Genomic DNA, 25,161 nt, shown 5'->3' on the forward strand with positions numbered 1-25,161 from the left:
CCCTTCCCGAACTCGGCCGTGAAAAACAGCTGCGCCAATGGTACTTTGCCTCAAGGCACGGGAGAGTAGGGCGCCGCCAGGTCTTCTCATCTCTCAATTCAAAAAAACTTGCTTCTATACAAAATAATCAGAAAACCGGCTTACATAAGCCGGTTTTCTGTATTCAGAACAATAAAAAAGCTGCACGAAATATTCCATGCAGCCCCGTACTACCGCACCCAGAAAACCCTATTTCGGCATGTTCACTTTCTCAAACGTGTGAAGACTGCTGACGCCTACCATCCCGAACATCAATTCCCACAACATCTCGTCAAGGCCAGGAAGATTTGGCGACACATTGAAGCCAATCAAAAACGGACGAACCAGGTATTGATACGCAATCGAGGCCGCAAGAATCCAGCCAATCGCAGGACGCCAACCCGATACAAACAAACTGCCAGATCCTGCCTCAGCACGATTCACTGACTGTTGTTGCGTGATCTCTTCAAGCTGACCGCTCAGCTGTAATTCCATCAGTTTCAGCTTCGCCTCATCGGCCTTGTCCTTGTCGGGGATGATTTTATCCAGCAATCCTCCGATCAACGGAAAAAGTGTGCCCCACATGGCTTGCTCCTCATCATAAAAGCGCACGCGCCCGGAACACCAATCGCTCCAGCGCTCTTGTTTTGTGTACGCTATAGCGCAACAAAGACGATAACTCAATGACAGAATTCGCCTGACTCAACCGAGAGGCAAAGGACTAAGCTGTAAATAAAGCGCGTCACTGTGACCGCTGCAGAATGTATAAATATGCCCATCCCTTCAGCAAAAGCGATGCAGAATAAAAAGAGAGATACCGTATATAGGTGTGGCGGAATATCTGCGCAAAAACATGCCTATCAAATAGATAAATATACCCCGGAGTATAAATGCCCCGGGGATAAAAAATTGATTATATTTATATTAATTTGATAATTGCTCTACGCATTCCGCGCGGTCTCGTGCCTTGTCCTCGCCTTTCTTTTCGCAGATACACTTTTTGTAGTCTTCTATATACTTTTCAAAGATGATCTTTCCTTGCTCAAGGGGCTTGGAAGCCAAGGTTTTTACAAAATTAACAGTCCCGACTTCAAAATGTTGCATATCCATTGGGCTATCCCAGTACCCTCCCCAACGAATAAATCCATGCTGGGCAAATAAATCGATAACTTGTTCTGCCATGCCGGGGCGAACAGCTTTCCCAGGTCTTGCATCCAGACGGTTTATATAGGTTCCTGTTGCTGCAAGGGGCTTGACGGCAATTGTTCCATTCGTGCTTGGGTACAGGACAGGATTTTGCAGTGGATTCAGGTCAATTGCCGCGCCATAGGCATGCTTTGACCAGCTTGTGGAACCAGCAATTCTTCGACCGTTAAAGGCGGAAGTATTATTGGCTTCCATAGCGCGATCATCATCGCCGTCGAAGTGCTCCATGGGCATTGCCTGAGCGATAGGAAAGCGCATGGCATATAAATGGTCAAATATAGACTGTGTGCTTTCAGAAATAACGTCAAGAACAACAAGTGTGCCTTCGTGTTTATTTCCTTTGAAATCAATATATTGGAAATGAACATTGCGCAGCCGATCACATCCAACGGGAGGCTTGTCTTTATCCGGTGTGTCAGGATTTGTATCAGGCATTGTGCCATGATCTTTCATGTTCTGACATTGGGCCTCATCAACAGGAGTAATGTTTGCTGTAGCCATTCTTCCTGGTGCCATGAAAAGAGATGTAAAGGCAGAAAACAGGGCTATGCGTATTATTGTATTCATATATGTAGAACTCCTTGGTTTTGCGCATGGAACTTTGGTTGAAACATGTTCTGATATTCCTGCTCGGGGAGATTGCCTTCTTCTTTTCAATGACGTGATGACAGTTCTATTCACACGTATGTCCCCGCCAGAGGAGCAAGAATACTCTGTCACTATAGTGTCTGGATAGCAGACATGAGCCTGATATTTTGTTGGCTGTCATGGAGTAAGTGACGTGCTCTTTTCAGGACCGTTTCAGCCAAGATGAGCCGTAACATGCATATGTTTATGTCTTCAGGGTCACATATGCTCTTTCGAGTCTGCCGGTGTATCTGGCTGCCCCGGAACGAAAGCCCGGATTTTGCTTGATTATGTAAACTGTCCCTGTTTTTGCCAAAATGGTTGTGAAGTGTTAGCGTTTTCCGTCGTTCCCCCAAGCAGGAGCAGAACAATGTCATTTCGTCCCCTTGCGGCTGCCGTGATGGTGGCCTCTGCTTTCTTTACGATCTCGGCGGTGGCGTCCCCGCTTCAGCTTGACGTTTATAATCCGGGTGAGAAGAGCATTTTTCCTGTTACATCAACGATTGTTATGGGAAAGCATGAAGCCATTCTGGTTGATGCCCAGTTCCAGCGTAATGACGCACAGGCCCTTGTGCACAAGATCAAGGCCAGCGGCAGAAAGCTGAAGACAATTTATGTCAGCCATAATGACCCGGACTATTACTTTGGTCTTGATGTCCTGCATGCAGCGTTTCCTGACGCAGAAATTGTTGCTACGCCCCAGACGGTGGCTGCCATCAAGGCCAATAAAGACGGGAAGGTGGCCTATTGGGGGCCGATCCTGAAGCAAAATGCCCCGAAAGAGGTTATTGTCCCACGTCCGCTGTCGGGCAACACCCTGACCTTGGAAGGCGAAACGATCAAGATTATCGGGCTGGATGGTCCAAGCCCTGACCGCACGGTTTTATGGATACCGTCCATGCAGACGATTCTGGGTGGGGTTCCGATTGTTGCCAACCTCCATGTCTGGGTTGCTGATACGCAGACATTCCAGTCACGCCAGGACTGGTTGAAGATGTTGGAGCATTTCAAGGAAATGCATCCGAAAAAGGTTATTCCGGGTCATTTCCTGCCTGATGCCCATGGCAAGATGCCCTTTGATGTTGGTGCTATAGACTTTACACGCATCTACCTTAGAGCGTTTGAGGTTGAGGCCGCCTTGGCATCAAATTCCGGTGAATTGATTGCGGCCATGCGCAAGCGGTATCCAAAGCTTGCGCATGCAGATTCCCTGGAATTAAGTGCAAAGGTGATCAAGGGCGAAATGAAGTGGCCTGCGCATTAAGCCTTTGATGAATGCTGTATTCTTTCGTGGAGGGGCGCATTGCCCCTCCATTTTCTTTATACCGTTGAAAAGAGTGGAACTTCCATGTGGTCCGTCTAATATCGCGTTCCTTTGACGGGTTGCCATGCTGGAGGCCATATGATGCAGGCTGCTGTGTACAGTCGTCGTTCTTTTCTCAAGACGGTGTCCTTGTTTTCTGTTGTTGCATTGTCTCCGGTTTACGGAATGGCTGCACAACACTCATCTGCTGATGCGGTACAGCGTCTGTCAGATCTGGAAGGAACGTTCGACGGGCGCTTGGGGGTTTTTGCCTTTGACACGGGCAGTGGGGCTTCCCTCGCATGGCGATCCGAAGAGCGTTTCCCGGTTTGCAGTACATTCAAGGCATTTCTGGCTGCGGCAATTCTGCACCGTAGCACATCGGATCACGGGCTTCTGGACCGGGTGATATCTTATCCTCTGGAAGAGCTTGTCTCTTATTCTCCAGTGACCCAGCAGCATGTGCATTCCGGAATGCGTGTGCGGGATATGTGTGCCGCAGCCATCCAGTACAGCGACAACACGGCGGCCAATCTTCTGATGCGGATTCTGGGCGGGCCTGATGCGGTTACCACCTTTATGCGTCAGGCAGGGGATACGGATTTTCGTCTGGACCGCTGGGAGACGGACCTGAATACAGCTATTCCCGGTGATCTCCGTGATACCTCAACACCGGTAGCTATAGCCCGAAGCCTGGACCGCCTTTTGTTTGGTGATGTGTTGTCAGATATGCATCGTGCCGTATTGCAGGACTGGTTGAAAGGCAACACAACGGGAGCATCCCGCATACGAGCCGGTGTTCCTGAAGGCTGGATGGTCGGGGACAGAACAGGCAGTGGGTCTTATGGAACGGCCAATGCGATTGGTGTGCTGTGGCCTCCCGGCAGGAAGCCTGTGATCGCGTCTATTTATACGACCCAGCATTATCGTGAGGCTGTCTGGCGTGATGACATCGTGGCCCAGGCTACCCGCATCATTGTTGACGGGTTGGCATAGCGCGAGACAGGGCGGTACGGAGCCTCAAGGCTCCGTACCGCCGTTGTTCAGTGTACAGTCGAGGATGGGTTCGCTGGTTGCTCTGTCGCAACCGTGTGGTCGTTCAGCATCAGATGACCGTCGCTGACGGTTACAGCCACGGTGTCTCCATCGCGGATTCTGCCTTCGAGCAACAGTGTGGCCAGTGGGTTTTCCAGTTGCTTCTGGATCACCCGTTTCAGGGGACGGGCCCCATAAACAGGATCATAGCCATGCTCGGCCAACCATGTCATGGCCTCTGCATTGACACTCAGCTCTATCTGACGATCGCTCAGACGTTTGCGTAACCGGTCAATCTGGATGGATACAATACCGGTCATATGACCCCGGCCCAGCCGATGGAACAACAGGACCTCGTCCAGCCGGTTCAGGAACTCCGGACGGAACGCGGCCCGTACCACATCCATGACCTGCGGGCGTACGGCTTCTGAATCCTGGCCATCCGGCTGGGCGGCCAGAATATCGGCGCCCAGGTTGGAGGTCAGGATGATCAGCGTATTGCGGAAGTCAACCGTATGGCCTTGTCCGTCGGTCAAGCGTCCGTCATCCAGGACTTGCAGCAGGACGTTGAAAACATCGGGGTGAGCTTTTTCAACTTCGTCAAACAAGATAACCTGATAGGGTCGCCGTCGCACGGCTTCGGACAGCACGCCACCTTCCTCGTATCCAACATAACCCGGCGGGGCGCCGATCAAGCGGGATACCGCGTGCTTTTCCATAAATTCGCTCATGTCGATACGAACCATGGCGTTGTCATCATCAAACAGGAAGCTGGCCAGGGCTTTTGTCAGTTCTGTTTTTCCGACCCCGGTTGGCCCCAGGAACAGGAAAGAACCCATCGGGCGGTTCGGATCTCCCAGTCCGGCCCTGGCCCGGCGAATGGCACTGGATACGGCGACCAGTGCTTCGTGCTGTCCGATGACACGCTGTCCCAGCATGGATTCCATGCGCAGCAGCTTTTCGCGTTCACCTTCCAGCATTTTATCGACAGGGATACCTGTCCAGCGCGATACGACGCCGGCAATGTGCTGGGTGGTGACGGTTTCATTGACCATGCTATTTTTACCGTCTTCGCGGTGCTCTGCTTCCTGTAGCCGGGCTTGCAGGGCGGGGATAACCGCATACTGTAGTTCCCCGGCCCGTTCATAGCGGCTTTCGCGCAAGGCTTGTTCCAGCTCCATCCGGGCTTGGTCCAGTTGTTCTTTCAGGCGGGTTGCCCCGGCCAGTGTGTCCTTTTCAGCTTTCCAGCGCGCGGTCAGCTCAGCTGATTTTTCTTCCAGCTCGGCCAGCTCCCGTTCCAGCTTTACCAGACGGTCGCGGGATGCGTTGTCTGTCTCCCGTTTCAGGGCCTCCCGCTCTATTTTCAGCTGCACGATACGGCGATCCAGCTCATCCAGATCTTCCGGTTTTGAATCGACTTCCATCCGCAACCGGCTTGCTGCTTCATCCACAAGATCAATGGCCTTGTCGGGAAGGAAACGGTCGGTGATATAGCGGTGTGACAACGTGGCGGCAGAGACCAGTGCCGAGTCTGAAATGCGGACACCGTGGTGCAGTTCATATTTCTCGCGGATACCCCGCAAGATCGATACGGTGTCCTCTACGTTTGGTTCATCGACAAAAACAGGCTGGAAACGGCGTGCAAGGGCGGCATCCTTTTCAACGTGCTTGCGGTATTCATCCAGGGTTGTTGCCCCGATACAGTGCAGTTCCCCCCGTGCAAGGGCGGGCTTGATCAGGTTGGCAGCATCCATGGCGCCGTCTGTTTTGCCTGCCCCGACCAAGGTATGCATTTCATCAATGAACAGGATAATGCCGCCTTCTGCTGCCGTGACCTCGTTCAGTACGGCTTTCAGCCGTTCCTCGAATTCGCCCCGAAATTTGGCTCCGGCAATCAGGGATCCCATGTCCAGGGACATCAGGCTTTTTCCGGCCAGGGATTCCGGGATATCCCCGTTGATAATCCGCAGGGCCAGTCCTTCGACAACCGCCGTTTTTCCAACACCGGGTTCGCCAATCAGCACCGGGTTGTTTTTTGTGCGCCGTGATAAAACCTGAATGGCGCGTCGAATTTCCTCATCGCGTCCGATAACAGGGTCGAGCTTTCCGTTCCGGGCTGCTTCGGTCAGATCACGGGCATACTTCTTCAGGGCATCGTACTGCTGTTCTGCCGATGCGGAGTCTGCAACCCGCCCTTTGCGAAGCTCCCGTATGGCCGCTACCAGCTTTTCGCTGGTCAGGCCGGACTGGGTCAGAATGTCACACACGGTGGTACCGGTGCGTGCGACCATGGCCAGAAGAAGGTATTCTGCGGTGACAAAGCTGTCTCCCGCCTTTTCAGCCAGTTCTTGTGCGGTGACCAGGATGCGTGAGAGATCCTGGGCATAAAACATCTGCGAGGCACCCTGTACCCGGGGCAGCTTTGCAACAGCGCTGTCAACCCCGGCCCGAGCCTTTGCGGCATCGGCGCCAGCCTTGTCCATCAGGTTCGAGGCCAGCCCTTCGCGGTCGTCAAGAAGAGCCTTCAGCACATGTTCAGGGACAACCTGCTGGTGATTTTCCCGGAGAGCTATGGTTTGTGCGGCCTGTATGAATCCCTTTGATCGATCGGTAAAGTGTTCAAAATCCATGTCTTTGTCCTCGTGATGAGCGACGGTAACGGTTCAGCCAATGTGAATGCTCAGCCGAACAATGACGTGTGCCCCGATGTACGGCGACACAGGAAAAACATAGGGAGTAAAAACAGTTGTCCGCAAGGGGGATCAGAAGGAAGCATCTTATAATTGTGACGAATTGACAATTCGCGCAAATAAAAGGAGAATTGTCATATGAAGGCGACTGTAGCGCACATATGCCGGTATCCGGTCAAGGGATTGAGCGCCGATCCGTTGCGGCGGGTTTTGTTGCGGCCAAGCGAGGGAATACTAGGCGATCGTCGTTATGCCATTGTCCGTGGTGGGACGTTGGCAGTTTCCCTGCCGGGCGTACGTCTGACCGAGAATCAGTTTGTAACCTTGGCCAATACGCCGCGCTTGGCCCTTCTCACAACGCGCTGGATTGACGGGGCTTCGACACTGACGATTGAGCGTGATGGCCGGCAGGTGGCTTGGGCTGATTTGTCGACCGTTGTTGGTCGCGCCAGGATATCGGACTTTTTCTCCGCCTTTCTTCATGATCCCGGTCAACCGGATGTTGGTCTTGTCGATCTGGGTGATGAGCTGTCCGGTTTGGCTGGTGGGACGCTGCTGACGGTTGTCTCGGAAAGCAGCCTGATGGATCTGGAGCGTGTTGCCGGCCATTCCCTTGATGCCCGCCGTTTTCGTCCCAACTTGATACTGGCAGGGTTGCCGGCTTGGGTTGAGCTGTCGATGATCGGACGTGAAATCGTTGTAGGGAAAGGGTTGCGCCTGCGTTTCGTTCAGCCTGCGGAATGTAGGCCATCTGCCAACGTAGATCCTGCACAGGGTCTTGTGGACCTGAATCTGGTGCGGTCTCTGCAGCGCGGGTTCGGGCACAGTTATTTCGGTGTTTTGGCCCAGGTTGTGACAGGCGGGGTAATGGAGGTCGGCTGCAAGGTTTCAGCGCCGTTGTCTTCTGTAACCTGAGACAGGAGGCTGTATTGCGCTCTGCCTATCCGCCGCCCCAGCCATTGGGCCTGGGATGGCGGCTGTAGAAGTCTTCAATCGCTTTCCATCCTTCTTCTGCCGTTTCGACGAAGCGGAATATGTCCAGATCTTCGGGTGATATTGTGCCTTCCTCGACCATGGCCTCGAAATTCACCACCCGTCGCCACCAGGCTTCTCCGAAAAGAAGAACAGGAATCTTCTGGATTTTGTGGGTTTGAATCAGGGTTAGTCCCTCGAACAGCTCGTCCATGGTTCCGAATCCACCGGGGAAGCAGGCAAGCGCCTCGGCCCGGATCAGGAAGTGCATTTTGCGGATGGCAAAATAGTGGAAGTTGAACGAGAGCTTGGGCGTGATGTAGCTGTTCGGTGCCTGTTCATGCGGCAGAACAATAGACAAGCCAACGCTGTCAGCACCAATATCGTCAGCCCCCCGGTTGGCCGCTTCCATGATGCCAGGGCCCCCACCTGTACATACAACATAACGGCGGCGGCCGGGTTGACTTCCTGCTTCTGACACCAGGCGGGCAAACGTACGTGCAATATCGTAGTAGCGACTGGTTTCAGCCAGGCGTTTTGCAATGGCCAGATTGCGTTTGGCTGTGGCATCGTCGGGATTGGCCGAGGCTGCCTTTTCAGCTTGCTGCAAGGCCGCTTGTGCGACCTTGGGCTCATGGATCCGCGCGCTGCCGAAAACAACGACGGTTGAAACAATGCCTTCTTCCTGCAGCAAAACTTCAGGCTTGAGCAGCTCCAGCTGCAGCCGAACGGGGCGCAGGTCGCGCGTGGTCAGGAAGTCCAGGTCCGTAAAAGCCAGGCGATAACTGGGGGAGCTGTTTTGCGGCGTAGAGTCCCTGGCGATTTCCTCGTCGATTGTGCGCCGGTCTTCAGCCGAACTGGCAAACGGGGAGTAGGGACGGTCGTGTGAATCAGATGACAAGGAACAATCTCCACAACAAGCATGCAGGAGCGTTTTCCATTCATCAGATAATTGAACGCGGCAGACTGCAACCGTTTTCGGCGCACTTAGCCACCAAGCCAAGAATAGTGTCGCGCATGCCGATCCGGTTTACATCCCCGTTGTCAAGGTATGCTGTCTCTGTGGGGTGGTCTCGGCGCGGGCAGGTGGCAATGCGGGCTGTGACGGAGCTGGCGTATCTTCGGAAACAAGCTCCGGAGGCAGTTTCTTTGATGCTTTTCCACCCAGCTCATAGACCCGCTGTGCTTGCCGCAGCAGGTTCCCGTGTCCGGATGAAAGTTTGTTCATGGCGGCATCATAGCTTTTGTGGGTTTGGTTCAGACGTGTGCCGATCATCTGCATGTCTTCGACAAAGCCGGTGAGCTTGTCGTACATTTTACCGGCCAAGGCTGCGATTTCCTCTGCATTGCTGTTGCGTCGCTCCACCTTCCATACGGCAGCAATGGTACGCAGGGCAATCATCAGGGTTGTTGGTGTTGCAATGGCAATGTTGGCTTCTGCCGCACAGGCCGTCAGTTCCGGGTCTTCCTGCAGCGCCAGGGCCAGCGCCCCCTCTATGGGAACAAACAAGATGACGTAATCCAGCTGGATGCCGGGCAAGTTCTGATAGGTCTTGCCCGAAAGGTCGCGAATGTGATTGCGCAGGGATGTCACGTGAGCCTTGGCCTGGGCGGTACGTTCAGCATCGGTTTCCGCATTAATGCAGGCTTCAAAAGCGGTCAGGGATACCTTGCTGTCGACAATGACCTTTTGCCCGCCTGGCAGGTAGACAACAACATCAGGCCGCAACCGTTTGCCATCCTCGGTCGTGAAGGTTTCCTGACTCTGGTATTCCTCGCCTTCTCTCAGGCCGGATCGTTCCAGGATAGAGGTCAGGACCATTTCCCCCCACGCGCCTTGGGTTTTGCTTTTGCCCTTCAACGCCTGTGTCAGATTATGGGTTTCATTACTCATTCGTGCCCCGGTTTCTGTCAGGGTACGAATTTGCTCGGCCAGTGCTGCGCGGTCCTTGCTGCTTTCAACGTGGGCACTTTGCAGTCCCTGCTGGAATTCTGAAAGCTTCTGGCGCATGGGGGCCAGGATGGCTTCTATCTGTTCCCGGTTCTGGCGGGTAAAGGTTGTGCTATGCTGGGTTATGACGCCTTCGGCCAGAACCCTGAACTCCTTGCCCATCTGGTCGCGGGCATCCTTGAGCAAGGCCAGTCTTTCGTTGGCCTGCCGACGTTCCTGTTCCAGTGTTTCGGTGACAACGGCCAGTCTGGATTGCAGGTCGGCACGTTCGCGTTCCAGATGCTCAAGCTTCGTCGTCATCTGTGCGCTTATTCGTTCCGCTACGCCAAGGCGATCTTTCTGTTCCTGGTTAACGGTTTCAAGCCGCCCTGCTGTTTCACGGAGTGAGCCCAGTTCCTGCTCCAGATGTCTTCGCAGGGCATGTTGTTGCCTGAGTTCGTCTTCCAGATCAACCAGGTGCGATATGCGTTCCTGAAGCACGGCACGGGTGCACTCGGACTCATGCCAAGCTACGGACAGGCGTTCGCGTTCGTTTTCGGTGACAGACAGTGTTTCCCGTATTCTGGCGCCGTTGCGCCACAGGATGCCGGCCAGTGCGGCGCAGCCAAGGCTCAAGGTAACAAGAAAAACATCCAGCAACAGGGAAGGCATATCCAAAGATTCCAGGAGAGTGGAAGGGCGCTATACTCGCCTACAGTGGAATATCAGGACAAAGGAATCAAGGTGATAAAGAGAACAAAAAGTGAATAATCAGGAAGTGGGCCGTACACGCCGGCATGGCCCACCGTGCTCTTTCAGGCTGCACGCCCCTTGTTGGCGGCTGACCAGCCCTTGGGATCATCAAGAAAGTTCTGGACCTCCACAGCATCGTTGTGGGTGATGCTGTTGGTCTTCAGGGCTGTTTGCAGTACATCGTGCCATGTACACAGATAATGTAGCTCCAGATCTTCCCGCGACAAGTGGTCCAAGGCCCCGGGGAAAATGCCATAAAAAAAGATAACCAGTGCATGGCGGCACTGTGCACCCGCCTCGCGCAGGGCTTGGGCAAAGTGAATCTTTGATCCACCATCTGTCGCCAGATCTTCCACCAGAAGAACCCGTTGCCCCTCTTTCAGGTCTCCTTCAATCCGGGCCATGCGTCCAAAGCCTTTCGGCTTTTTCCGGACGTACTGCATGGGCAGATTCAGGCGGTCAGCCAGCCAAGTAGCATAGGGGATACCCGCTGTTTCTCCCCCGGCAACCGTGTCCAGCCTGTCGAAGCCGATTCTGTGTTCCACATGCTCTACCGCCAAGCTGATGATTTTTTGTCTGGCCCGCGGAAAGGCAATAATCTTGCGGCAGTCAATATAGACCGGGCTTGCCCAGCCCGATGTCAGGGTATAAGGCTCGTCTGGGCGGAAGTGAACGGCCCCGATATCCAGTAAAATCCGGGAAACAGTTGTGGCTGTGGACAGGCTGTCCGGGGTGCGGATGGCATCCATGGCTGTTCCTTGTGCTTGAAGACTGAGAGGTACGGACGTTGTAAAGCTTTTGGTAGTATCGAACAATTCAAAACCTTCTGCTTGCGCGATCTGGTCTTTGTTCCGGTGCGGGGCAGGACTCATCCGTCTGTCCGTGTCGATACCAAGGTGGATGTGTCGCGAATCTGAACTTCGTGTCAGGGCAGACGTTATATGTAGCAAGAGGCTGGTTACGGAGTATTCTTTTTGTACACTTTATGTCATATAGTTTCGCAACGTATGCCGTGTTTCGTGTGATGGTATGTTTGTGCCATTCTTTCAGGGCTGGGCAAAATGAAAGTTCCGCCGCAAAAATCGCGGGGAAGCGCGTCGGGTTCGTCACGAAGTTCCCATACAGGGGGGCGTGTGTCTTCCGGTCGCGCGGGCAGGGCACCTTTTGCGGCGGCTCCGTCGTTTCCTCATAAACAGGGGGCAAGGCTGGTGGATCCTGTGGATCCTGTCGTCTGGGTGTTGACCGATGACCGGGCTGGGAATGTCAGCCAGGCAACTGGCGTTGCCGAAGCTCTTGGCTGGCCCTTTGAGGTTCGCCCGATACACTATACAGCTCTTGGTCACATGCCCAATCTGTTGCGCGGGGCATCGTTGCTTGGCATCAGCAATGAAAGTTGTGTTCTGTTGGAAACAACCCTGACGCCGGACCAGACACCTGATCTGGTTATTGCTGCCGGGCGTCGTACGGCTCCTGTTGCACGCTGGATCAAGCGACGTGCGGGAAAGCCGTGTTTCCTCTGCCAGATTATGTGGCCCGGCATGCCCGGTATTTCCGACTTTGATCTGGTTGCCGTGCCGACACACGATAACCTTTTTGGCCAGTATGCCAATGTGATGAGGATTACCGGTGCTCCCCACCGGGTAACGGAAGGGCGACTTGCTGTCGAGGGTGCGCGCTGGCGTGATCGCCTGCGGCATTTGCGGGGGCCGGTGGTGGCTCTGATCGTCGGGGGGGCAACGCGCCGCAAGGCCTTTACACCAAAGATGGCGACCGATCTTGGCAAGCATGTTTCGTCCATGGTTGCCAGTGCGGGTGGGTCGCTTGTTGTAACCACGTCACGAAGAACCGGGCGCGATGCTACGGATGCCCTTTTTGCGGCCCTTCCGGCACCTGGTCATTCGTTTCGCTGGGGTAGTCGGGATGAGAATCCCTATTTTGGCTATCTTGCTCTGGCCGATGCCATTGTTGTAACCGGAGATTCGGTCAGCATGGTCTCGGAAGCCTGTGCCAGCCCGGCACCTGTTTTTATTTATGCCCCCACCGGTCTGGTATCGCGCAAGCATGCCCGGCTGCACCGGAACCTTTATGCACTTGGTATTGCTGAACCGATGAAAGATACGTTTTCGACCTGGGTCCATCCGCCCCTGAATGCTGCCGTTGATATTGCGCGCATGGTTCGTCTTGCCCTCCTCGGCGAAGAGGGTGACGGTCAGTGACATTGCCTTTGTTTGACCTGACAGGTCGGGTTGCCCTTGTCACGGGGGCATCCCGTGGTCTGGGCCTTGAGATTGCTGTTGGACTTGCGTCTGTTGGTGCTGTTGTCTGGATGGGGGGACGTGACCGCGCCGCCTTGCAGGTTGCGTGTGACCGCGTTCCGGGAAGTCGACCGCTTGTGTTTGCGGTTGAAGACAAGGGCGAGCGTGACAGGGCTGTTCAGTCCGTATTCCGGGAAAGTGGTCGGCTTGATATCCTTGTCAACGCTGTCGGAATGCGTGACCGTCGCCCGGTCGAAGCTTTTACCGACCAAGATGTTGAGACTATGTTGACGGCAAATCTGATTGCCCCCTTTTCGTTGGCACGTCTGGTTGCTCCGGGGATGGCAGAGCGCGGGTTTGGCCGCATTATCAACGTTACGTCCGTTGCAGCCCATGTTGCCAGACGCGGTGATGCGGTTTACACGGCTTCCAAGGCGGCCTTGACCGGGATGACCCGTGCCCTTGCGATGGAGTGGGGGCATCAGGGCATTACTGTCAACGCCTTGGCACCCGGTTTTTTTGCCACAGAAACGAACCGGGAAATGTCTTCAGATCCGGATGTTGCTACGTGGCTTGCCGGTCGTACAGCCGTGGGGCGGTGGGGGCGTCCGGATGAAGTGACCGGTGCGGCTGTTTTTCTGTCTTCTCCGTCATCGAGCTATGTGACAGGTCATGTGCTTTTTGTCGACGGAGGTTTTATTTCCTGTTTTTGAGGGATGGACGGTGCAGCGGACAGTTCTTTCTGCTGCACCTTACGATCCTCCATGCATACCGCGATAATGCCCCGCCGTTCTTTCTCGTCTCCCTCCTCTGCGCTGAACGGGGTGAGAGAGCAGGCCATCAGGATATAAGAACCGTCTACATTACGAAGCCTGAAGCGAATGGATGAGGGTTCGTGTTTCTCGAAGGCGATCTGAAGCAGTGATCGTGTTGTGCGACGGTCTTCCGGGTGTATAGCTGCCATCCATTCATCCGGGTTAAGCGGATCCGGGCGCATGCCCGTCAGCACTGTCCAGGCATGATTGAAGTGTTTCCGACCTTTCTCATGGCTGCTCCACCATACGGGGACAGGCAGATTTTCCAGAATTTCGCGGAAACGATGTGCAGTTGCCCGTGCTTTTTCTTCAGAAGAACGGATCCAGGTGACGTCTTGGATGATGCCGGTTCCGTTGACCGGCTTGCCTTGCTCATTAAAGCCAAGTTCCGCCTTGATATGAAGCCACAGTTCCCTGGATCCATTGTGGGACCGGTACACGAGATCCAAGGGGGCACCACGGCGTGCGGCAGAGATGGCCTCAGCAAGCATTTCTGTTTCTGTACCATGAGATCCCACTGCCATTTCCAGGGGGCCTGTGTTCCCCTCCCTGTAGCCGAGAATACGGCAGGCCGTATCAGACCATTTGATTGTGCCGTCCTCCATGGCTGCCCAGCTGCCCAGATCCCCGATCTCTTCTGCCTTGAGAAAGACTTGTATGTTCCGTCCCATCTCTTTGTTCTGTTGTCTCCACGCCAAGGACCGCCTGAGAATAAAAATAACCAGAACGGTGAGCATGATCCCAACAGTAGAAAACAGGAAAGACAAGCTGAGGGCTCTGAGGCGCCACGATGCCAGACCATCGCTTTCAGACATTTCAACCAGAATGGTCAGGTCGAGTACGGATGTTTTATGGGCTGCTATCATCAATGAGTCCTGGCCCCCGGAGCTTCCCGTGGTTTCCAGAAGCGCTTCAAGCTTGTCTGATGCTGCAAACTGTGCGAGCTGGGTGAAGTCAGCCTTGGATGATCCGACGGCATCGGCATCCCGGTCCGGCAGTTGGGCCAGGATTGTCAAGCCAGAGTCAAGAAGGGTCAGTTTGCCGCTGGGATGGTCAGGGCGCAGCGGAGCCAGCAAGGTTGTGAAGGCATGGGTTGGAAACGTCAGGATAACCATGCCGCGAATGGAGCGGTCCGGCGTGTGCAGGGCATGAACGTACATGACGACCATGCGGCCCAGTGAACTCCGTACGGGACCAACCAGCACAGCTCGCCGCGAACGGTCACTGCGCAGTTCATCCATGGCCATTTCACTGTATTCAAACTGTGTGCCGACCATCTGGGGCAAGGAGGCGTGGTGGATAAGGCCCGCCCTGTCGCTGACAACGACGCTGACAAGAGAAGCCTCCCGCTTCATGATTCGTTGCAGGAGAGGGCTGTATTCCGTGCCGGGTGGGGCTGTCCCCGGAGCCGGGGTTCCATACTCCACCGCAACCGCAGCGCGTTCCAGATGGCCTACAAATCGCGTCAGGGCCAGCTCTGCTTCACGGGCACTGTTTTCAAGGCTTTGTCCGGTTACGAAACGGCTTTCCTGACGTGTGTCAGAAAGATAAACCGTCAGGAGCGTTGCCATGGTGACAAGAAAGCTTAGGCCGAGGGTAATTACATACCCTGTTATACTCCCAAGCTCCGTGTCTTGTGCCGGTTTCCGGGGTGGCAGCACAAGCTCTTGCATGGAGGCATACAGATCCTCCTGCGCAGGTCTGGCCTTGTCAATCTGACCTTCATCCACCAAGCCGGAGATCTCCTGTTCGTGGGAGCAGAGCAGATTTGCTGCGCATGTCCTGCTATGAGGATACCGGCGAATCCAGCCTTCTGTCCAGAAGACCAAGGGGATGATGTGCTTGGTCCGCCCAATGCTGACCGTGAAGCGTTATATGGCCTTGGAGTGCTTGAGTTCGCCTTGTTTCAGATATTGGTCAAAACGTGCTGCGGCGACCCGGACCAGCGGCCTTCCCTCTTCTGTCATGCGCAGCATGTATCCGTGCCGGATAACCAGGTTGTCTTTCTCCAGGTCCTGCATTCCGTTCAGTTCAGGGGTGAAATAGTCATGCTCACGCCCGAAAGCTGAGGCTATCTCACCAAGGTCAACCTCCAGATCACACATCAGCCGTTCAATAACCATGCGCCGCATGCGGTCTTCATCGGATATGGCAATGCCGCGACGAATTGGCAGGATACCACCGGAGATCATGTGTCTCCAGGCGTGCACTTCCCCCTCGTTGGCAACGTATCCTTGGGGCAGGGACCCAATGCCCGATGCGCCCATGCCCAGAAGAACAGGTGCTGTATCCGTTGTGTACCCCTGGAAATTCCGGTTCAGCCGCTTTTTGGTCTGGGCTATGGCCATCGTGTCGTTGGCAAGGGCAAAGTGGTCCAGCCCGATACTGACGTAGCCGTACTGATGCAGGCGTTCTGTGGCGGCTTCGTACTGCTCCCATCGTTCCCGGAACCCGGGCAGGCAGTCTTCGGGCAACAAGGTCTGGTGCTTGCGCATCCAGGGAACATGGGCATAGCCGAACAGTGAAATACGCTGTGGCCCCAGACTGACAGCCCGGTCCACCGTATCCAGAATGCTGGTGGTGGTCTGGTAGGGTAGTCCATACATCAGGTCCATGTTGATCCGGTCAATGCCGTGCCTGCGCAGCCACTTGAATACCGAGGCAACCAGTTCGAAAGGCTGAATCCGGTTAACGGTTTCCTGTACCTTGTGATTGAAGTCCTGCACACCAACAGATGCCCGGTTTACACCGGCTGCTGCCATGGCCTGGATGTAGGCTTCATCGGCTGTACGTGGATCCAGCTCGACGGCTGTTTCTGCATCAGGGGAAAACGAGAAACAGTTCTTGAGGCGTTGCATCAGCCGCGTGAAGTCAGGTGCCGACAGGATGGTGGGACTGCCCCCCCCAAAGTGGATATGCTTGGCCGTGAAACGTGCCGGAAGGGCATTGGCCACAAGGTCAATTTCCTGCAGCAGGGTTTCCAGGTACTCTGCAATGGGTGCATACCGCTTGGTGATTTTGGTATGACATCCGCAGAACCAGCACATTTCAGCACAGTAAACCACGTGCAGATACAGGGATACCGGTGTTTCGGGGTCCAGTGTTTCCAGCCATGTCCGGTAGAGATCCGGGGTTACGGCCGCCGAGAAATGCGGGGCAGTTGGATAGCTGGTGTAACGCGGAAGCCGCAGATTGTATTTGTTCAGCAGATCGTGGTTCATCAGCTTTCCTCATCTGTACAACGGCCCCGTTCCGGTCGGGGAAGCCTTGCCGCCTGTTAAAACGTGCTTCCCCCCTTGCCTGCAAGCGCATAGTGTAGCGCCGTTTGTTCCGGAGGTTCCATGCCACGTTTTGCTGCCAATCTTTCTGTTCTTTTTACAGAGCAGCCTTTTCTCGACCGTTTTTCCGCTGCGGCCCAGGCAGGGTTCAAGGGGTGTGAATTTGCGTTTCCCTATCTCTACCCCGCCGAGGAGGTGGCCGACAAGGCCGTTGCCGCCGGGATGAAGATTGTTGCGTTCAATGCCCCTCCGGGTGACTGGGCTGCCGGAGAGCGTGGCCTTGCTGCCGTGCCCGGCCGTCAGGATGACTTCCGGTCGGATCTGGAGCTTGCCGCTCACTATGCCCGACATCTTGGGTGTTCCTGTGTTCATGTTATGGCCGGCGTTGTTCCGGAAGAAGACTGGGAGGAAGCGCTGGATGTCTATATGGCCAATATCGACTATGCGGCCAGTCAGCTGGAAGCTGAGGGGCTGAGGTGTCTGATTGAACCGATCTCCCGGCAGACTGTGCCCGGCTACTTCCTGTCGCGTCCGGATGATGCCGCTTTGGTTCTGGAGCAAACGGGGCATCGTAATCTTTACATACTGTACGATGTTTACCATGCCCAGATGACACAGGGAGCCCTGACCGATTTTATTGAGGGCAACATGAGCCGGATTGCGCATATTCAGGTTGCTGGCGTTCCGGGGCGGAATGAGCCGGATATGCTGGGAGAGGTCAACTTTCGCTACATGTTCGATCTTCTGGACGGGGCCGGATATGACGGATGGATCGGGTGCGAATACAAGCCCAGGGGGACAACGCTTGACGGTCTGCGCTGGGCTTCGGACTGGTTGCGGCCCCAGGGGGTGTGAGCAGTCTAAAAAAACGGGGCGCCGGAAAACCCGGAGCCCCGCTGAGTTGGGTGCGCAAAAAGTGAGTGCTACAACAATAACAGGAGAGGCACAGGGGGCATAATGCCCGTGCGTCCATGAACTGTATCTGAACGGATTGTGGCGAAAGAGTGGTTTTATGAGGGCGTCATGCCCCTTATATGTCCAGTTCACGGGCAAAACGGGCGTGGGCCTGAATGAACTGGAACCGCAGTTCGGGTTTGCGCCCCATCAGCTGTTCCACCAAGCTGGCTGTTGCCCGGCTGTCTTCCAGCTCTTCCTCGGTTTTCTTGCCGGGCAAGACAACCTGAAGCAAGGTCCGGGTTGCCGGGTTCATCGTGGTTTCCTTCAGCTGGGCGGGGGGCATTTCACCCAGTCCCTTGAACCGGCTGATATCTACTTTCCCCTTGCCCTTGAAGTGCTTGGACATGATCTGGTCCCGGTGTGCATCATCCCGCGCATAGATGCTTTTCCCGCCTTGGGTCAGGCGATACAGGGGCGGCATGGCCAGATACAGCCTGCCATCTTCGATCAAGCCCGGCATTTCACGGTAAAAGAATGTCATAAGGAGGCTTGCAATATGGGCCCCGTCCACGTCAGCGTCCGTCATGATGATGACCTTGCCGTAGCGCAGTTTTTCTAAATCGTACCGGTTGCCGGGGCCACAGCCCAAGGCTTCCACCAGGTCCTGCAGTTCTTGGTTGGCGCGCAGTTTCTCGGCGCTGGCCGAGGCGACGTTCAGGATCTTGCCACGCAGCGGCAAAATGGCCTGTGTTTCCCGGTTGCGGGCCTGCTTGGCTGACCCGCCGGCAGAGTCCCCTTCAACGATAAAGAGTTCGGTGCCTTCTGCGACAGAGCGTGAGCAATCGGCAAGTTTGCCGGGCAGGCGCAGTTTCTTGGTGGCGGATTTGCGCGACATTTCACGGCTTTGCTTCCGCCGCAGGCGTTCTTCCTGGCGGTTCAGAACGTGTTCAAGAAGAACATTGGCGGCGGCCGGTGCCCCGGCCAGCCAGTGGTCAAACAGGTCGCGGACAGCCTGTTCGACCAAGCGGGTTGCCTCGCTCGATGACAGCTTTTCTTTGGTTTGCCCTTGAAACTGGGGCTCCCGAATGAATACGGACAGCATGACACAGCTTCCGCCCAGTGCGTCTTCTGCTGTTAGCGCGGAGCCTTTCCGGTTCCCGGTCAGCTCAGCATAGGCTTTCAGCCCCTTGGTGACGGCATTGCGCAGCCCCTGTTCGTGTGTGCCACCTTCGGGGGTCGGGACGGTGTTGACATAGGAAGAAAAGAAGCCTTCTTGATCTTCTGGCCAGCACAGGGCCCATTCCACACTGCCCATATCATCAGCCAGTGATGCGCTGCCGGCATACAGGCCCGATATGGTAGCCCGTCCCCGGAGGGTCGTGGCGAGGAAATCCTCCAACCCGTTGGGGAAGTGCAGTTCCTCTGATGCGGGGACAGAGTCCGACCCGTCCAGGAGCACCGGATCACAGGACCAGCGAATTTTGACACCCCGGAACAAATAAGCCTTGGAGCGGGCCATCCGGTACAGGGTTGCCGGCCTGAACCGGGCACGGATACCAAAAATATCCGGGTCCGGGCGGAACCGGACCAAGGTGCCGCGGCGGTTTGACACCGTGCCGGCCAGTTCCAGCGGCCCTTGGGGGGTGCCGCGCACATAGCTTTGCCGCCACAGTTTCTTATCCCGGGCAACCTCGACAATCATCAGTTCGGACAGGGCATTGACGACGGAGCTTCCCACCCCGTGCAACCCCCCCGAGACCTTGTAGGCATCGCCCCCGAATTTTCCGCCGGAGTGCAGCGTGGTCAGAATGACTTCCAGTGCCGACTTGTCCCGATACTTCGGATGGGGATCCACGGGGATGCCGCGGCCATTGTCGCGGATTGTCACAAAACCATCGGCTGACAGTTCCAGGTCAATGAAGGTGGCGTGTCCTGCCACGGCTTCGTCCATGGCATTGTCCAGCACCTCTGCCGCCAGGTGATGCATGGCTTTCTCATCCGTACCACCGATGTACATGCCCGGGCGTTTGCGTACGGGTTCCAGACCTTCCAGGACTTCAATGTCCTTGGCGGTATATTCCTGTGACTTCGGGGCAAGAAACTGAAATAGGTCTGACATGGCACTCGCGCGGTTTGCTGTGATGTACGGTGGCATACATCTCCGGTACGGGGCAGCACCGGAGATGGCAGGCGGCCGAGGAGCCATGCCTGCCCAAGGGGACAGGGTTACTATATCCTGTCACAGACGGAAATAGCTGATTGCCTTCAGGGGTTCCGAAAGTCACAATCCGGGTGCTTGCCATTGCGTCAGAGGACAGGCGGACCATGAGAAAAGCCAGCGAAGCAAACCCCCATTCCGATGGATCCCTGTACCTGCGTACGATCGCCATGCCTGCGGATACGAATCCCGATGGTGACATTTTTGGTGGCTGGCTGATGTCGCAGATGGATCTGGCCGGCGCGTCCTATGCCCGTCTGGTCGCCGGAGGGCGTGTTGTTACAATCGCTGTGGATGGGTTTGTCTTTCATAAGCCCATGATGGTGGGTGACGAACTCAACTGTTACTGCTGGGAGATAAAAAGGGGGCGTACCTCGGTCGGGGTGCGGGTGGAGGCATGGGTCCGGCGCCGTTATACGGGAGTTGAGGAAAAGGTTACCGAGGGAACCTTTACGTTTGTTGCCTTGGGTGATGATCGCAAGGCCCGGCCTCTTGATCAAGGATAGGGCGGGTTTGTAGCGTCCGGTATGGTGTGTCAAATAGGGTGGAGGACTTGTCTGTTTGCGATGCGCCGGTCGCCACAAACTATGCTACACGGCGGTACAGAAAAGATTGTTCTGGCACAGGGCTCTGGATTCTGTGTAATTCCAGAAGTCAGAGGAGCGTGTCGCTGGTCCTGCCCCGGGGAAGGGGTTGGAGACCGCGGAAAGTAGAGCTGTTGGAGAGAGTGGTATGAAGACCGTTTACAAGCTGGGAGCAGCCGTCGGGCTTGCCCTTGTTGCCGTCGTCGGGGCGAAGGTGTTCGGTGGGTTGGTCTATTCGGCTGCTGCACCGGATGAAGCGCCTCGCGTTGCCGGGGCCATGACGTTCCGCAAGGCCGCAACCCAGTCAGGATCGGCTTCTGCTGAGCTGCGGCCCGGGGATGCGGCCTTGGGGAAGAAGGCAGTGAAGGTCTGTGCGGCCTGCCATACGTTTGATCAGGGAGGGGCCAACAAGGTCGGTCCCAACCTGTTTGGAATTGTCGGGGCCAAAATTGCGCATGCCGAGGGTTTCAAGTACTCGGATGCTGTCGCCGGTCATGGTGGACGGTGGGATGCCGGGAATCTGGGCAAGTGGCTGACAAATCCCAAGGACTTCATACCCGGTAACAAGATGTCCTATGCCGGGGTCAAAAGCGAGCAGCAGCGTCGCGATATTATCGCCTATCTTGAGACCCTGCGCTGATATCCGGGTACCCCCGTCGTGTGTGCGGGGGCCTTTGGCTGGTGTCTGATGGGTTGGCTGCCGGTATTTTGCCCCACATGCAAACAAGGCCCCGCAGGTATGACCTGGGAGCCTTGATGGTGGGCGATGCAAGGATCGAACTTGCGACCCCACCCGTGTGAAGGGTGTGCTCTACCGCTGAGCTAATCGCCCGGTACTTTTCCCCTGTATCACCGTCCATTAAAAGGTCAGTGCATGCGGGAGGCCAGCTTTATAAGCTGTGTGCCCCCATTCGTCAAGGCTGTATTCCGAAAAGGTGTCTTTGGTCAGCAAGATGGCAGGCTGTATCCATAATACAGTGTAACATTCTTTGATTTTGGATAGCGGTATCTGGTATGGCAGGGTGCTTTGTCTCAAGGCGCTAGGCTTTTTCCGGCCTTTGCCGTTGTTCTTTTCCTTCCGGCTTCAGGGGGACCCTGCATGACTGTTACCCAAGACGTCCCTGATTCTGTTGCCATTATCCTGGCTGCAGGTCTCGGCACCCGTATGAAGTCAACCCGTCCGAAGGTATTGCATCCTGTGCTGGGACGCCCGATGGTTGCTCATGTTGCCGATGCGGCGTGTTGTGCCGGCATTGAACAGCTGGTGGCGGTGATTGGGCCAGAGGGTGGGGCCGTTTCTGATTTGCTTGGTCCCGTCCCGACAGCGATACAAAGGGATCGTCTTGGAACGGCCCATGCTGTTCTGCAGGCGCGTTCCGTAATGTCTGTGATCGGCCGTATACCGGATACGGTTGTTGTGCTTTATGGCGATACGCCGCTTCTTCAGGCTGATACAATCCGTCGCCTTGTCCAGGCCCGTCGGGACCGTAATGCCGGGGTTGCCGTGCTTGGTTTCCAGGCGGCTGATCCCGGTGGTTATGGTCGTTTGGTCATGGGGCCGTCCGGTCTTGAGCGGATTGTGGAAGCCAAGGATGCTGACGAGGCACAGCAACGTCTGCGCCTGTGTAACTCGGGCGTGATGGCCATTGATGGTGCCTGTCTTTGGCGCTGGCTGGAACAGGTGGGAAATGCCAATGCCAAGGGAGAGTATTATCTGACCGATATCGTTGCCTTGGCTCGTGCGGATGGTCGTACCTGTGTTGTTGTGGAAGGCCCTGAGGAAGAGTTTCTGGGTGTCAATTCACGGGCGGAGTTGTCTGCCTGCGAGGCTATTGCCCAAAGGCGCATGCGGCAGCACATGATGGAGTCCGGCGTGACCCTGATTGACCCGGATACCGTTACATTCAGTTGGGATACCCGGTTGGGGCAGGATGTGGTGGTGTGGCCCTTTACCATCTTTGGTCCAGGTGTCTCGGTGGCTGACAACGTCGAGATAAAGGGCTTCTGCCATCTTGAGGGATGCCGGGTTGCCGAGGGTGCCGTTCTGGGACCGTATGCCCGGCTTCGTCCCGGTGCAGACATTGGTGCCGAAGCGCATGTCGGTAACTTTGTGGAAATCAAGAATGCGGTGCTTGCCGATGGCGTGAAGGTCAACCACCTGTCTTATATCGGCGATGCTTCTGTTGGAACCCGGTCAAATATCGGGGCGGGGACCATTACCTGTAATTACGACGGGTACAAGAAGCACCGTACGGACATCGGTGCGGGGGTTCTGATTGGATCCAATACGTCTCTGGTGGCTCCGGTCACGGTTGGGGACGGGGCTGTGACCGGTGCCGGATCTGTGCTGACCCGTGATGTTCCCGCTGGGGCACTGGCCTTGGAGCGGGCAGAGCAGAAGAATGTGGAGCAATGGGGGATCCATTTTCATAAAAGCAAAAAAGAAGAAGCAACACGCGGCTGACAGGAAGCAAGAGCATGTGCGGGATTATTGGTGTCATTGGTGAACAGGATGCAGCTCCCCTTCTGGTGGGAGGGCTGAAGCGTCTTGAATATCGCGGCTATGACAGTGCCGGTATCGCAACGCTGGTTGGCAGCGAAATTGCCCGTTGCCGTGCTGAAGGGAAGCTGGTCAATCTTGAAGCCCGACTTGCCTTGGCTCCCCTGTCCGGAAGCGTTGGTATCGGGCATACCCGTTGGGCTACGCATGGTGTGCCGGTTGAACGCAATGCCCACCCGCATTCCGATGGTCGGGTTGCGGTGGTGCATAATGGCATTATCGAGAATTACAGTACCCTGCGGGCCGAGCTGGAGGCGGCAGGCTGTGTGTTCCGCAGTGATACGGATACAGAAACCATTGTTCATCTGATCAGCTCGTATTGGCAGCCGGGTGCTGACCCCGTTGAGGCAACGCACAAGGCTCTCCTGCGGCTGGAAGGGGCGTTTGCCCTGGCTGTTATCTTTGCCGGACAGCCGGATCTTATGATAGCGGCCCGGCGTGGCAGCCCGCTTGCCGTTGGGTATGGGCAGGGGGAAATGTTTGTCGGATCGGATGCCTTGGCCCTTGTGCACGTGACCAACCGTCTCAGCTATCTGGAGGAGGGGGACTGGGCTATCCTCAGCCGCAGCGGGGTCGAGATCCGCAATACAGAAGGCTTGAAGGTCGAGCGGCCGGTTCATGTCAGCGCCCTGTCCAGTGCGGCGGTTGGCAAGGGGGGACACCGCCATTATATGGCCAAGGAGATTTTCGAGCAGCCCCAGGTGATCGGTGACAGTCTGCGGGCCTTGGTCAATCCGTTGACCCGTACGGTTACCTTGCCCGATCTTCCTTTTGATCTGGCTTCAGTCAGCCGCATTACGATTGTGGCGTGTGGTACGTCATTTTATGCGGGACTGGTTGCCCGGTACTGGCTTGAGCAAATCGCCCGTATTCCGGTTGATATTGATGTTGCCAGTGAGTTCCGGTACCGGAATCCGGTGTTGCAGCCCGGCGGATTGGCTCTTTTCATTTCGCAGTCCGGTGAAACCGCCGATACCTTGGCAGCCTTGCGGTACTGCAAGGCTCATGGTCAGAAGATTGTGTCCTTGGTCAATGTGACCGAGAGCACAATGGCCAGGGAAAGTGATGCCATCCTGCATACATTGGCTGGGCCTGAAATCGGGGTTGCATCGACCAAGGCCTTTACAACGCAGTTGACGGTTCTTGCCTGCCTTGTTCTGGCGTTGGCGCGCGCCCGTGGTGCTGTAACGGCCGAAAGAGAAATGCAGTTGGCCCATGCACTGGGTGAGGTGCCGGCACGTGTGGCAGAAATTCTTAATCATGACGAGCATATTCGCCGTATTGCCGAAGATGTCATGCAAGCCCGTGACGTCTTGTATCTTGGGCGTGGCTCCAGCTATCCCATTGCTCTGGAAGGGGCCTTGAAGCTCAAGGAAATCAGTTACATTCATGCCGAGGGGTATGCTGCGGGAGAAATGAAGCACGGCCCGATTGCCCTGATCGATGACAAGGTGCCTGTTGTGGTCATTGCCCCCGGCGATGAGCTGCTGGACAAGACCATATCCAATGTTCAGGAGACGGTTGCGCGGGGTGGGCGTGTTATTGTGTTCTCGGATGCACGTGGCGTTGCCCGTATGCGGGACAGTGCTGTTCATGCTGTCATTTTGCCCGAGGTTGACCCCTTTGTAGCCCCTATCCTTTACGCACTGCCTGTTCAGCTTTTGGCCTATCATGTTGCTGTTCTGAAGGGTACGGATGTGGATCAGCCGCGCAATCTGGCCAAAAGCGTAACGGTGGAATAGTATTCTTTCCGTTGGTGTTGGTGGCTTGGGACTGCTCGCATGGTGGGCGTGGAAAAAAATGCGCGGGTTGCCGTGGAGCCGGTGGATACCATCTTGGTTCATGGCAGCATCAGGCGCACGCTTGCAGACTTCCGGCGTGCAGGTTTTGCGGTTGATCCGGGGGATATCCTGCAAAGCTTTCTTGATGCGGTTGGGGCAAGAGGGACACTTCTGCTGCCATTGTTTTTACGTCCGGGATTCCCTTTGACATCAGGCATACCCCGTCAAAAATAGGCGCC

The 25,161-nt window shown here is 55.7% G+C and carries 20 protein-coding genes and 1 tRNA gene; 11 read left to right on the top strand and 10 right to left on the bottom strand.

Annotated features, from left to right (window positions below; translation table 11 throughout):
- Positions 1 to 228: 228 nt before the first annotated feature.
- Together HEQ61_RS00005 and HEQ61_RS00010 are read right to left on the bottom strand one after the other, a co-directional pair.
- The gene (locus HEQ61_RS00005; RefSeq protein WP_168018519.1) at positions 229 to 603 is read right to left on the bottom strand and encodes a holin family protein; all 375 of its coding nucleotides are present in this window, start codon (positions 601 to 603) and stop codon (positions 229 to 231) included.
- Between the two features lie 339 nt (positions 604 to 942).
- On the bottom strand, positions 943 to 1,791 hold the full coding sequence (locus HEQ61_RS00010) for a M15 family metallopeptidase (RefSeq protein WP_168018520.1): 849 nt from the start codon (positions 1,789 to 1,791) through the stop codon (positions 943 to 945).
- Between the two features lie 430 nt (positions 1,792 to 2,221).
- Between HEQ61_RS00010 and HEQ61_RS00015 the strand changes: the two genes are divergently transcribed.
- Together HEQ61_RS00015 and bla are read left to right on the top strand one after the other, a co-directional pair.
- Positions 2,222 to 3,115 (top strand): MBL fold metallo-hydrolase, encoded by an 894-nt coding sequence (locus tag HEQ61_RS00015; protein WP_168018521.1) that lies wholly within the window; start codon positions 2,222 to 2,224, stop codon positions 3,113 to 3,115.
- 141 nt (positions 3,116 to 3,256) lie between these two features.
- On the top strand, positions 3,257 to 4,150 hold the full coding sequence (gene bla, locus HEQ61_RS00020) for a class A beta-lactamase (RefSeq protein WP_168019182.1): 894 nt from the start codon (positions 3,257 to 3,259) through the stop codon (positions 4,148 to 4,150).
- A gap of 47 nt (positions 4,151 to 4,197) precedes the next feature.
- Here bla and clpB read toward each other — a convergent pair whose 3' ends face one another.
- Positions 4,198 to 6,819, bottom strand: a complete 2,622-nt coding sequence (gene clpB, locus HEQ61_RS00025; RefSeq protein ID WP_168018522.1) for an ATP-dependent chaperone ClpB — start codon at positions 6,817 to 6,819, stop codon at positions 4,198 to 4,200.
- Between the two features lie 198 nt (positions 6,820 to 7,017).
- Here clpB and HEQ61_RS00030 point away from each other — a divergent pair, with 198 nt between their 5' ends.
- On the top strand, positions 7,018 to 7,794 hold the full coding sequence (locus tag HEQ61_RS00030; protein WP_168018523.1) for an MOSC domain-containing protein: 777 nt from the start codon (positions 7,018 to 7,020) through the stop codon (positions 7,792 to 7,794).
- 25 nt (positions 7,795 to 7,819) lie between these two features.
- Here the strand turns inward: HEQ61_RS00030 and HEQ61_RS00035 are convergent, their stop codons facing one another.
- The 3 genes from HEQ61_RS00035 to HEQ61_RS00045 form a co-directional block, all read right to left on the bottom strand.
- The gene (locus HEQ61_RS00035) at positions 7,820 to 8,686 is read right to left on the bottom strand and encodes an LOG family protein (RefSeq protein ID WP_168019183.1); all 867 of its coding nucleotides are present in this window, start codon (positions 8,684 to 8,686) and stop codon (positions 7,820 to 7,822) included.
- 195 nt (positions 8,687 to 8,881) lie between these two features.
- The gene (gene rmuC / locus HEQ61_RS00040; protein ID WP_168018524.1) at positions 8,882 to 10,453 is read right to left on the bottom strand and encodes a DNA recombination protein RmuC; all 1,572 of its coding nucleotides are present in this window, start codon (positions 10,451 to 10,453) and stop codon (positions 8,882 to 8,884) included.
- 143 nt (positions 10,454 to 10,596) lie between these two features.
- Entirely contained in the window at positions 10,597 to 11,283 is a 687-nt protein-coding gene (locus HEQ61_RS00045; protein WP_168018525.1) for an orotate phosphoribosyltransferase, read from the bottom strand.
- Positions 11,284 to 11,667: 384 nt separating this feature from the next.
- Here HEQ61_RS00045 and HEQ61_RS00050 point away from each other — a divergent pair, with 384 nt between their 5' ends.
- Complete coding sequence (locus tag HEQ61_RS00050) at positions 11,668 to 12,750, top strand: mitochondrial fission ELM1 family protein (RefSeq protein WP_322099153.1); 1,083 nt, start codon at positions 11,668 to 11,670, stop codon at positions 12,748 to 12,750.
- On the top strand, positions 12,747 to 13,502 hold the full coding sequence (locus tag HEQ61_RS00055; protein WP_168018527.1) for an SDR family oxidoreductase: 756 nt from the start codon (positions 12,747 to 12,749) through the stop codon (positions 13,500 to 13,502). Before HEQ61_RS00050 ends, HEQ61_RS00055 begins: the two co-directional genes overlap by 4 nt.
- Here the strand turns inward: HEQ61_RS00055 and HEQ61_RS00060 are convergent.
- Together HEQ61_RS00060 and hemN are read right to left on the bottom strand one after the other, a co-directional pair.
- The gene (locus tag HEQ61_RS00060) at positions 13,460 to 15,334 is read right to left on the bottom strand and encodes a PAS domain-containing protein (protein WP_322099169.1); all 1,875 of its coding nucleotides are present in this window, start codon (positions 15,332 to 15,334) and stop codon (positions 13,460 to 13,462) included. The two genes, HEQ61_RS00055 and HEQ61_RS00060, sit on opposite strands and share 43 nt — an antisense overlap.
- 141 nt (positions 15,335 to 15,475) lie before the next feature.
- On the bottom strand, positions 15,476 to 16,825 hold the full coding sequence (gene hemN, locus HEQ61_RS00065) for an oxygen-independent coproporphyrinogen III oxidase (RefSeq protein WP_168018529.1): 1,350 nt from the start codon (positions 16,823 to 16,825) through the stop codon (positions 15,476 to 15,478).
- A 120-nt stretch (positions 16,826 to 16,945) separates the two neighbouring features.
- On the opposite strand from hemN, the gene otnI reads away from it, so the two are divergent.
- Positions 16,946 to 17,737, top strand: coding sequence for a 2-oxo-tetronate isomerase (gene otnI, locus HEQ61_RS00070; RefSeq protein WP_168018530.1), 792 nt, complete (start codon positions 16,946 to 16,948; stop codon positions 17,735 to 17,737).
- 175 nt (positions 17,738 to 17,912) lie between these two features.
- Here otnI and parE read toward each other — a convergent pair whose 3' ends face one another.
- Positions 17,913 to 19,898: a DNA topoisomerase IV subunit B gene (gene parE, locus HEQ61_RS00075; protein ID WP_168018531.1), complete on the bottom strand. Its 1,986-nt coding sequence runs from the start codon at positions 19,896 to 19,898 to the stop codon at positions 17,913 to 17,915.
- 206 nt (positions 19,899 to 20,104) lie between these two features.
- On the opposite strand from parE, the gene HEQ61_RS00080 reads away from it, so the two are divergent.
- Positions 20,105 to 20,503, top strand: coding sequence for an acyl-CoA thioesterase (locus HEQ61_RS00080; RefSeq protein ID WP_066136744.1), 399 nt, complete (start codon positions 20,105 to 20,107; stop codon positions 20,501 to 20,503).
- Positions 20,504 to 20,729: 226 nt separating this feature from the next.
- Positions 20,730 to 21,221 carry a c-type cytochrome gene (locus HEQ61_RS00085; RefSeq protein WP_168018533.1) on the top strand — a complete coding sequence of 164 codons (492 nt, stop codon included), beginning with the start codon at positions 20,730 to 20,732 and terminating at the stop codon, positions 21,219 to 21,221.
- Positions 21,222 to 21,338: 117 nt separating this feature from the next.
- On the opposite strand, the gene HEQ61_RS00090 is transcribed toward HEQ61_RS00085, so the two are convergent.
- Positions 21,339 to 21,413: transfer RNA gene (locus HEQ61_RS00090), tRNA-Val, on the bottom strand.
- Between the two features lie 267 nt (positions 21,414 to 21,680).
- Here HEQ61_RS00090 and glmU point away from each other — a divergent pair.
- The 3 genes from glmU to HEQ61_RS00105 are packed head-to-tail and all read left to right on the top strand — an operon-like array spanning position 21,681 to position 25,156.
- Positions 21,681 to 23,045, top strand: coding sequence for a bifunctional UDP-N-acetylglucosamine diphosphorylase/glucosamine-1-phosphate N-acetyltransferase GlmU (glmU, locus tag HEQ61_RS00095; protein ID WP_168018534.1), 1,365 nt, complete (start codon positions 21,681 to 21,683; stop codon positions 23,043 to 23,045).
- 14 nt (positions 23,046 to 23,059) lie between these two features.
- Entirely contained in the window at positions 23,060 to 24,883 is a 1,824-nt protein-coding gene (gene glmS, locus HEQ61_RS00100) for a glutamine--fructose-6-phosphate transaminase (isomerizing) (protein WP_168018535.1), read from the top strand.
- 39 nt (positions 24,884 to 24,922) lie between these two features.
- On the top strand, positions 24,923 to 25,156 hold the full coding sequence (locus tag HEQ61_RS00105) for a hypothetical protein (protein ID WP_168018536.1): 234 nt from the start codon (positions 24,923 to 24,925) through the stop codon (positions 25,154 to 25,156).
- The last annotated feature ends 5 nt before the right edge of the window (positions 25,157 to 25,161 follow it).

Origin of the sequence: Haematospirillum sp. H4485, assembly GCF_012102745.1 — a bacterium.
Classification (GTDB): Bacteria; Pseudomonadota; Alphaproteobacteria; order Rhodospirillales; family Rhodospirillaceae; genus Haematospirillum.

Bases quoted from the DNA above. Each gene is read 5' to 3' on its own strand.
- HEQ61_RS00030 (WP_168018523.1), top strand. From the start codon at position 7,018: ATGAAGGCGACTGTAGCGCACATATGCCGGTATCCGGTCAAGGGATTG.
- otnI (WP_168018530.1), top strand. From the start codon at position 16,946: ATGCCACGTTTTGCTGCCAATCTTTCTGTTCTTTTTACAGAGCAGCCT.
- HEQ61_RS00105 (WP_168018536.1), top strand. From the start codon at position 24,923: ATGGTGGGCGTGGAAAAAAATGCGCGGGTTGCCGTGGAGCCGGTGGAT.
- glmU (WP_168018534.1), top strand. From the start codon at position 21,681: ATGACTGTTACCCAAGACGTCCCTGATTCTGTTGCCATTATCCTGGCT.
- bla (WP_168019182.1), top strand. From the start codon at position 3,257: ATGCAGGCTGCTGTGTACAGTCGTCGTTCTTTTCTCAAGACGGTGTCC.
- HEQ61_RS00015 (WP_168018521.1), top strand. From the start codon at position 2,222: ATGTCATTTCGTCCCCTTGCGGCTGCCGTGATGGTGGCCTCTGCTTTC.
- parE (WP_168018531.1), bottom strand. From the start codon at position 19,898: ATGTCAGACCTATTTCAGTTTCTTGCCCCGAAGTCACAGGAATATACC.
- glmS (WP_168018535.1), top strand. From the start codon at position 23,060: ATGTGCGGGATTATTGGTGTCATTGGTGAACAGGATGCAGCTCCCCTT.
- HEQ61_RS00005 (WP_168018519.1), bottom strand. From the start codon at position 603: ATGTGGGGCACACTTTTTCCGTTGATCGGAGGATTGCTGGATAAAATC.
- hemN (WP_168018529.1), bottom strand. From the start codon at position 16,825: ATGAACCACGATCTGCTGAACAAATACAATCTGCGGCTTCCGCGTTAC.
- HEQ61_RS00045 (WP_168018525.1), bottom strand. From the start codon at position 11,283: ATGGATGCCATCCGCACCCCGGACAGCCTGTCCACAGCCACAACTGTT.
- rmuC (WP_168018524.1), bottom strand. From the start codon at position 10,453: ATGCCTTCCCTGTTGCTGGATGTTTTTCTTGTTACCTTGAGCCTTGGC.
- clpB (WP_168018522.1), bottom strand. From the start codon at position 6,819: ATGGATTTTGAACACTTTACCGATCGATCAAAGGGATTCATACAGGCC.
- HEQ61_RS00010 (WP_168018520.1), bottom strand. From the start codon at position 1,791: ATGAATACAATAATACGCATAGCCCTGTTTTCTGCCTTTACATCTCTT.
- HEQ61_RS00085 (WP_168018533.1), top strand. From the start codon at position 20,730: ATGAAGACCGTTTACAAGCTGGGAGCAGCCGTCGGGCTTGCCCTTGTT.
- HEQ61_RS00080 (WP_066136744.1), top strand. From the start codon at position 20,105: ATGAGAAAAGCCAGCGAAGCAAACCCCCATTCCGATGGATCCCTGTAC.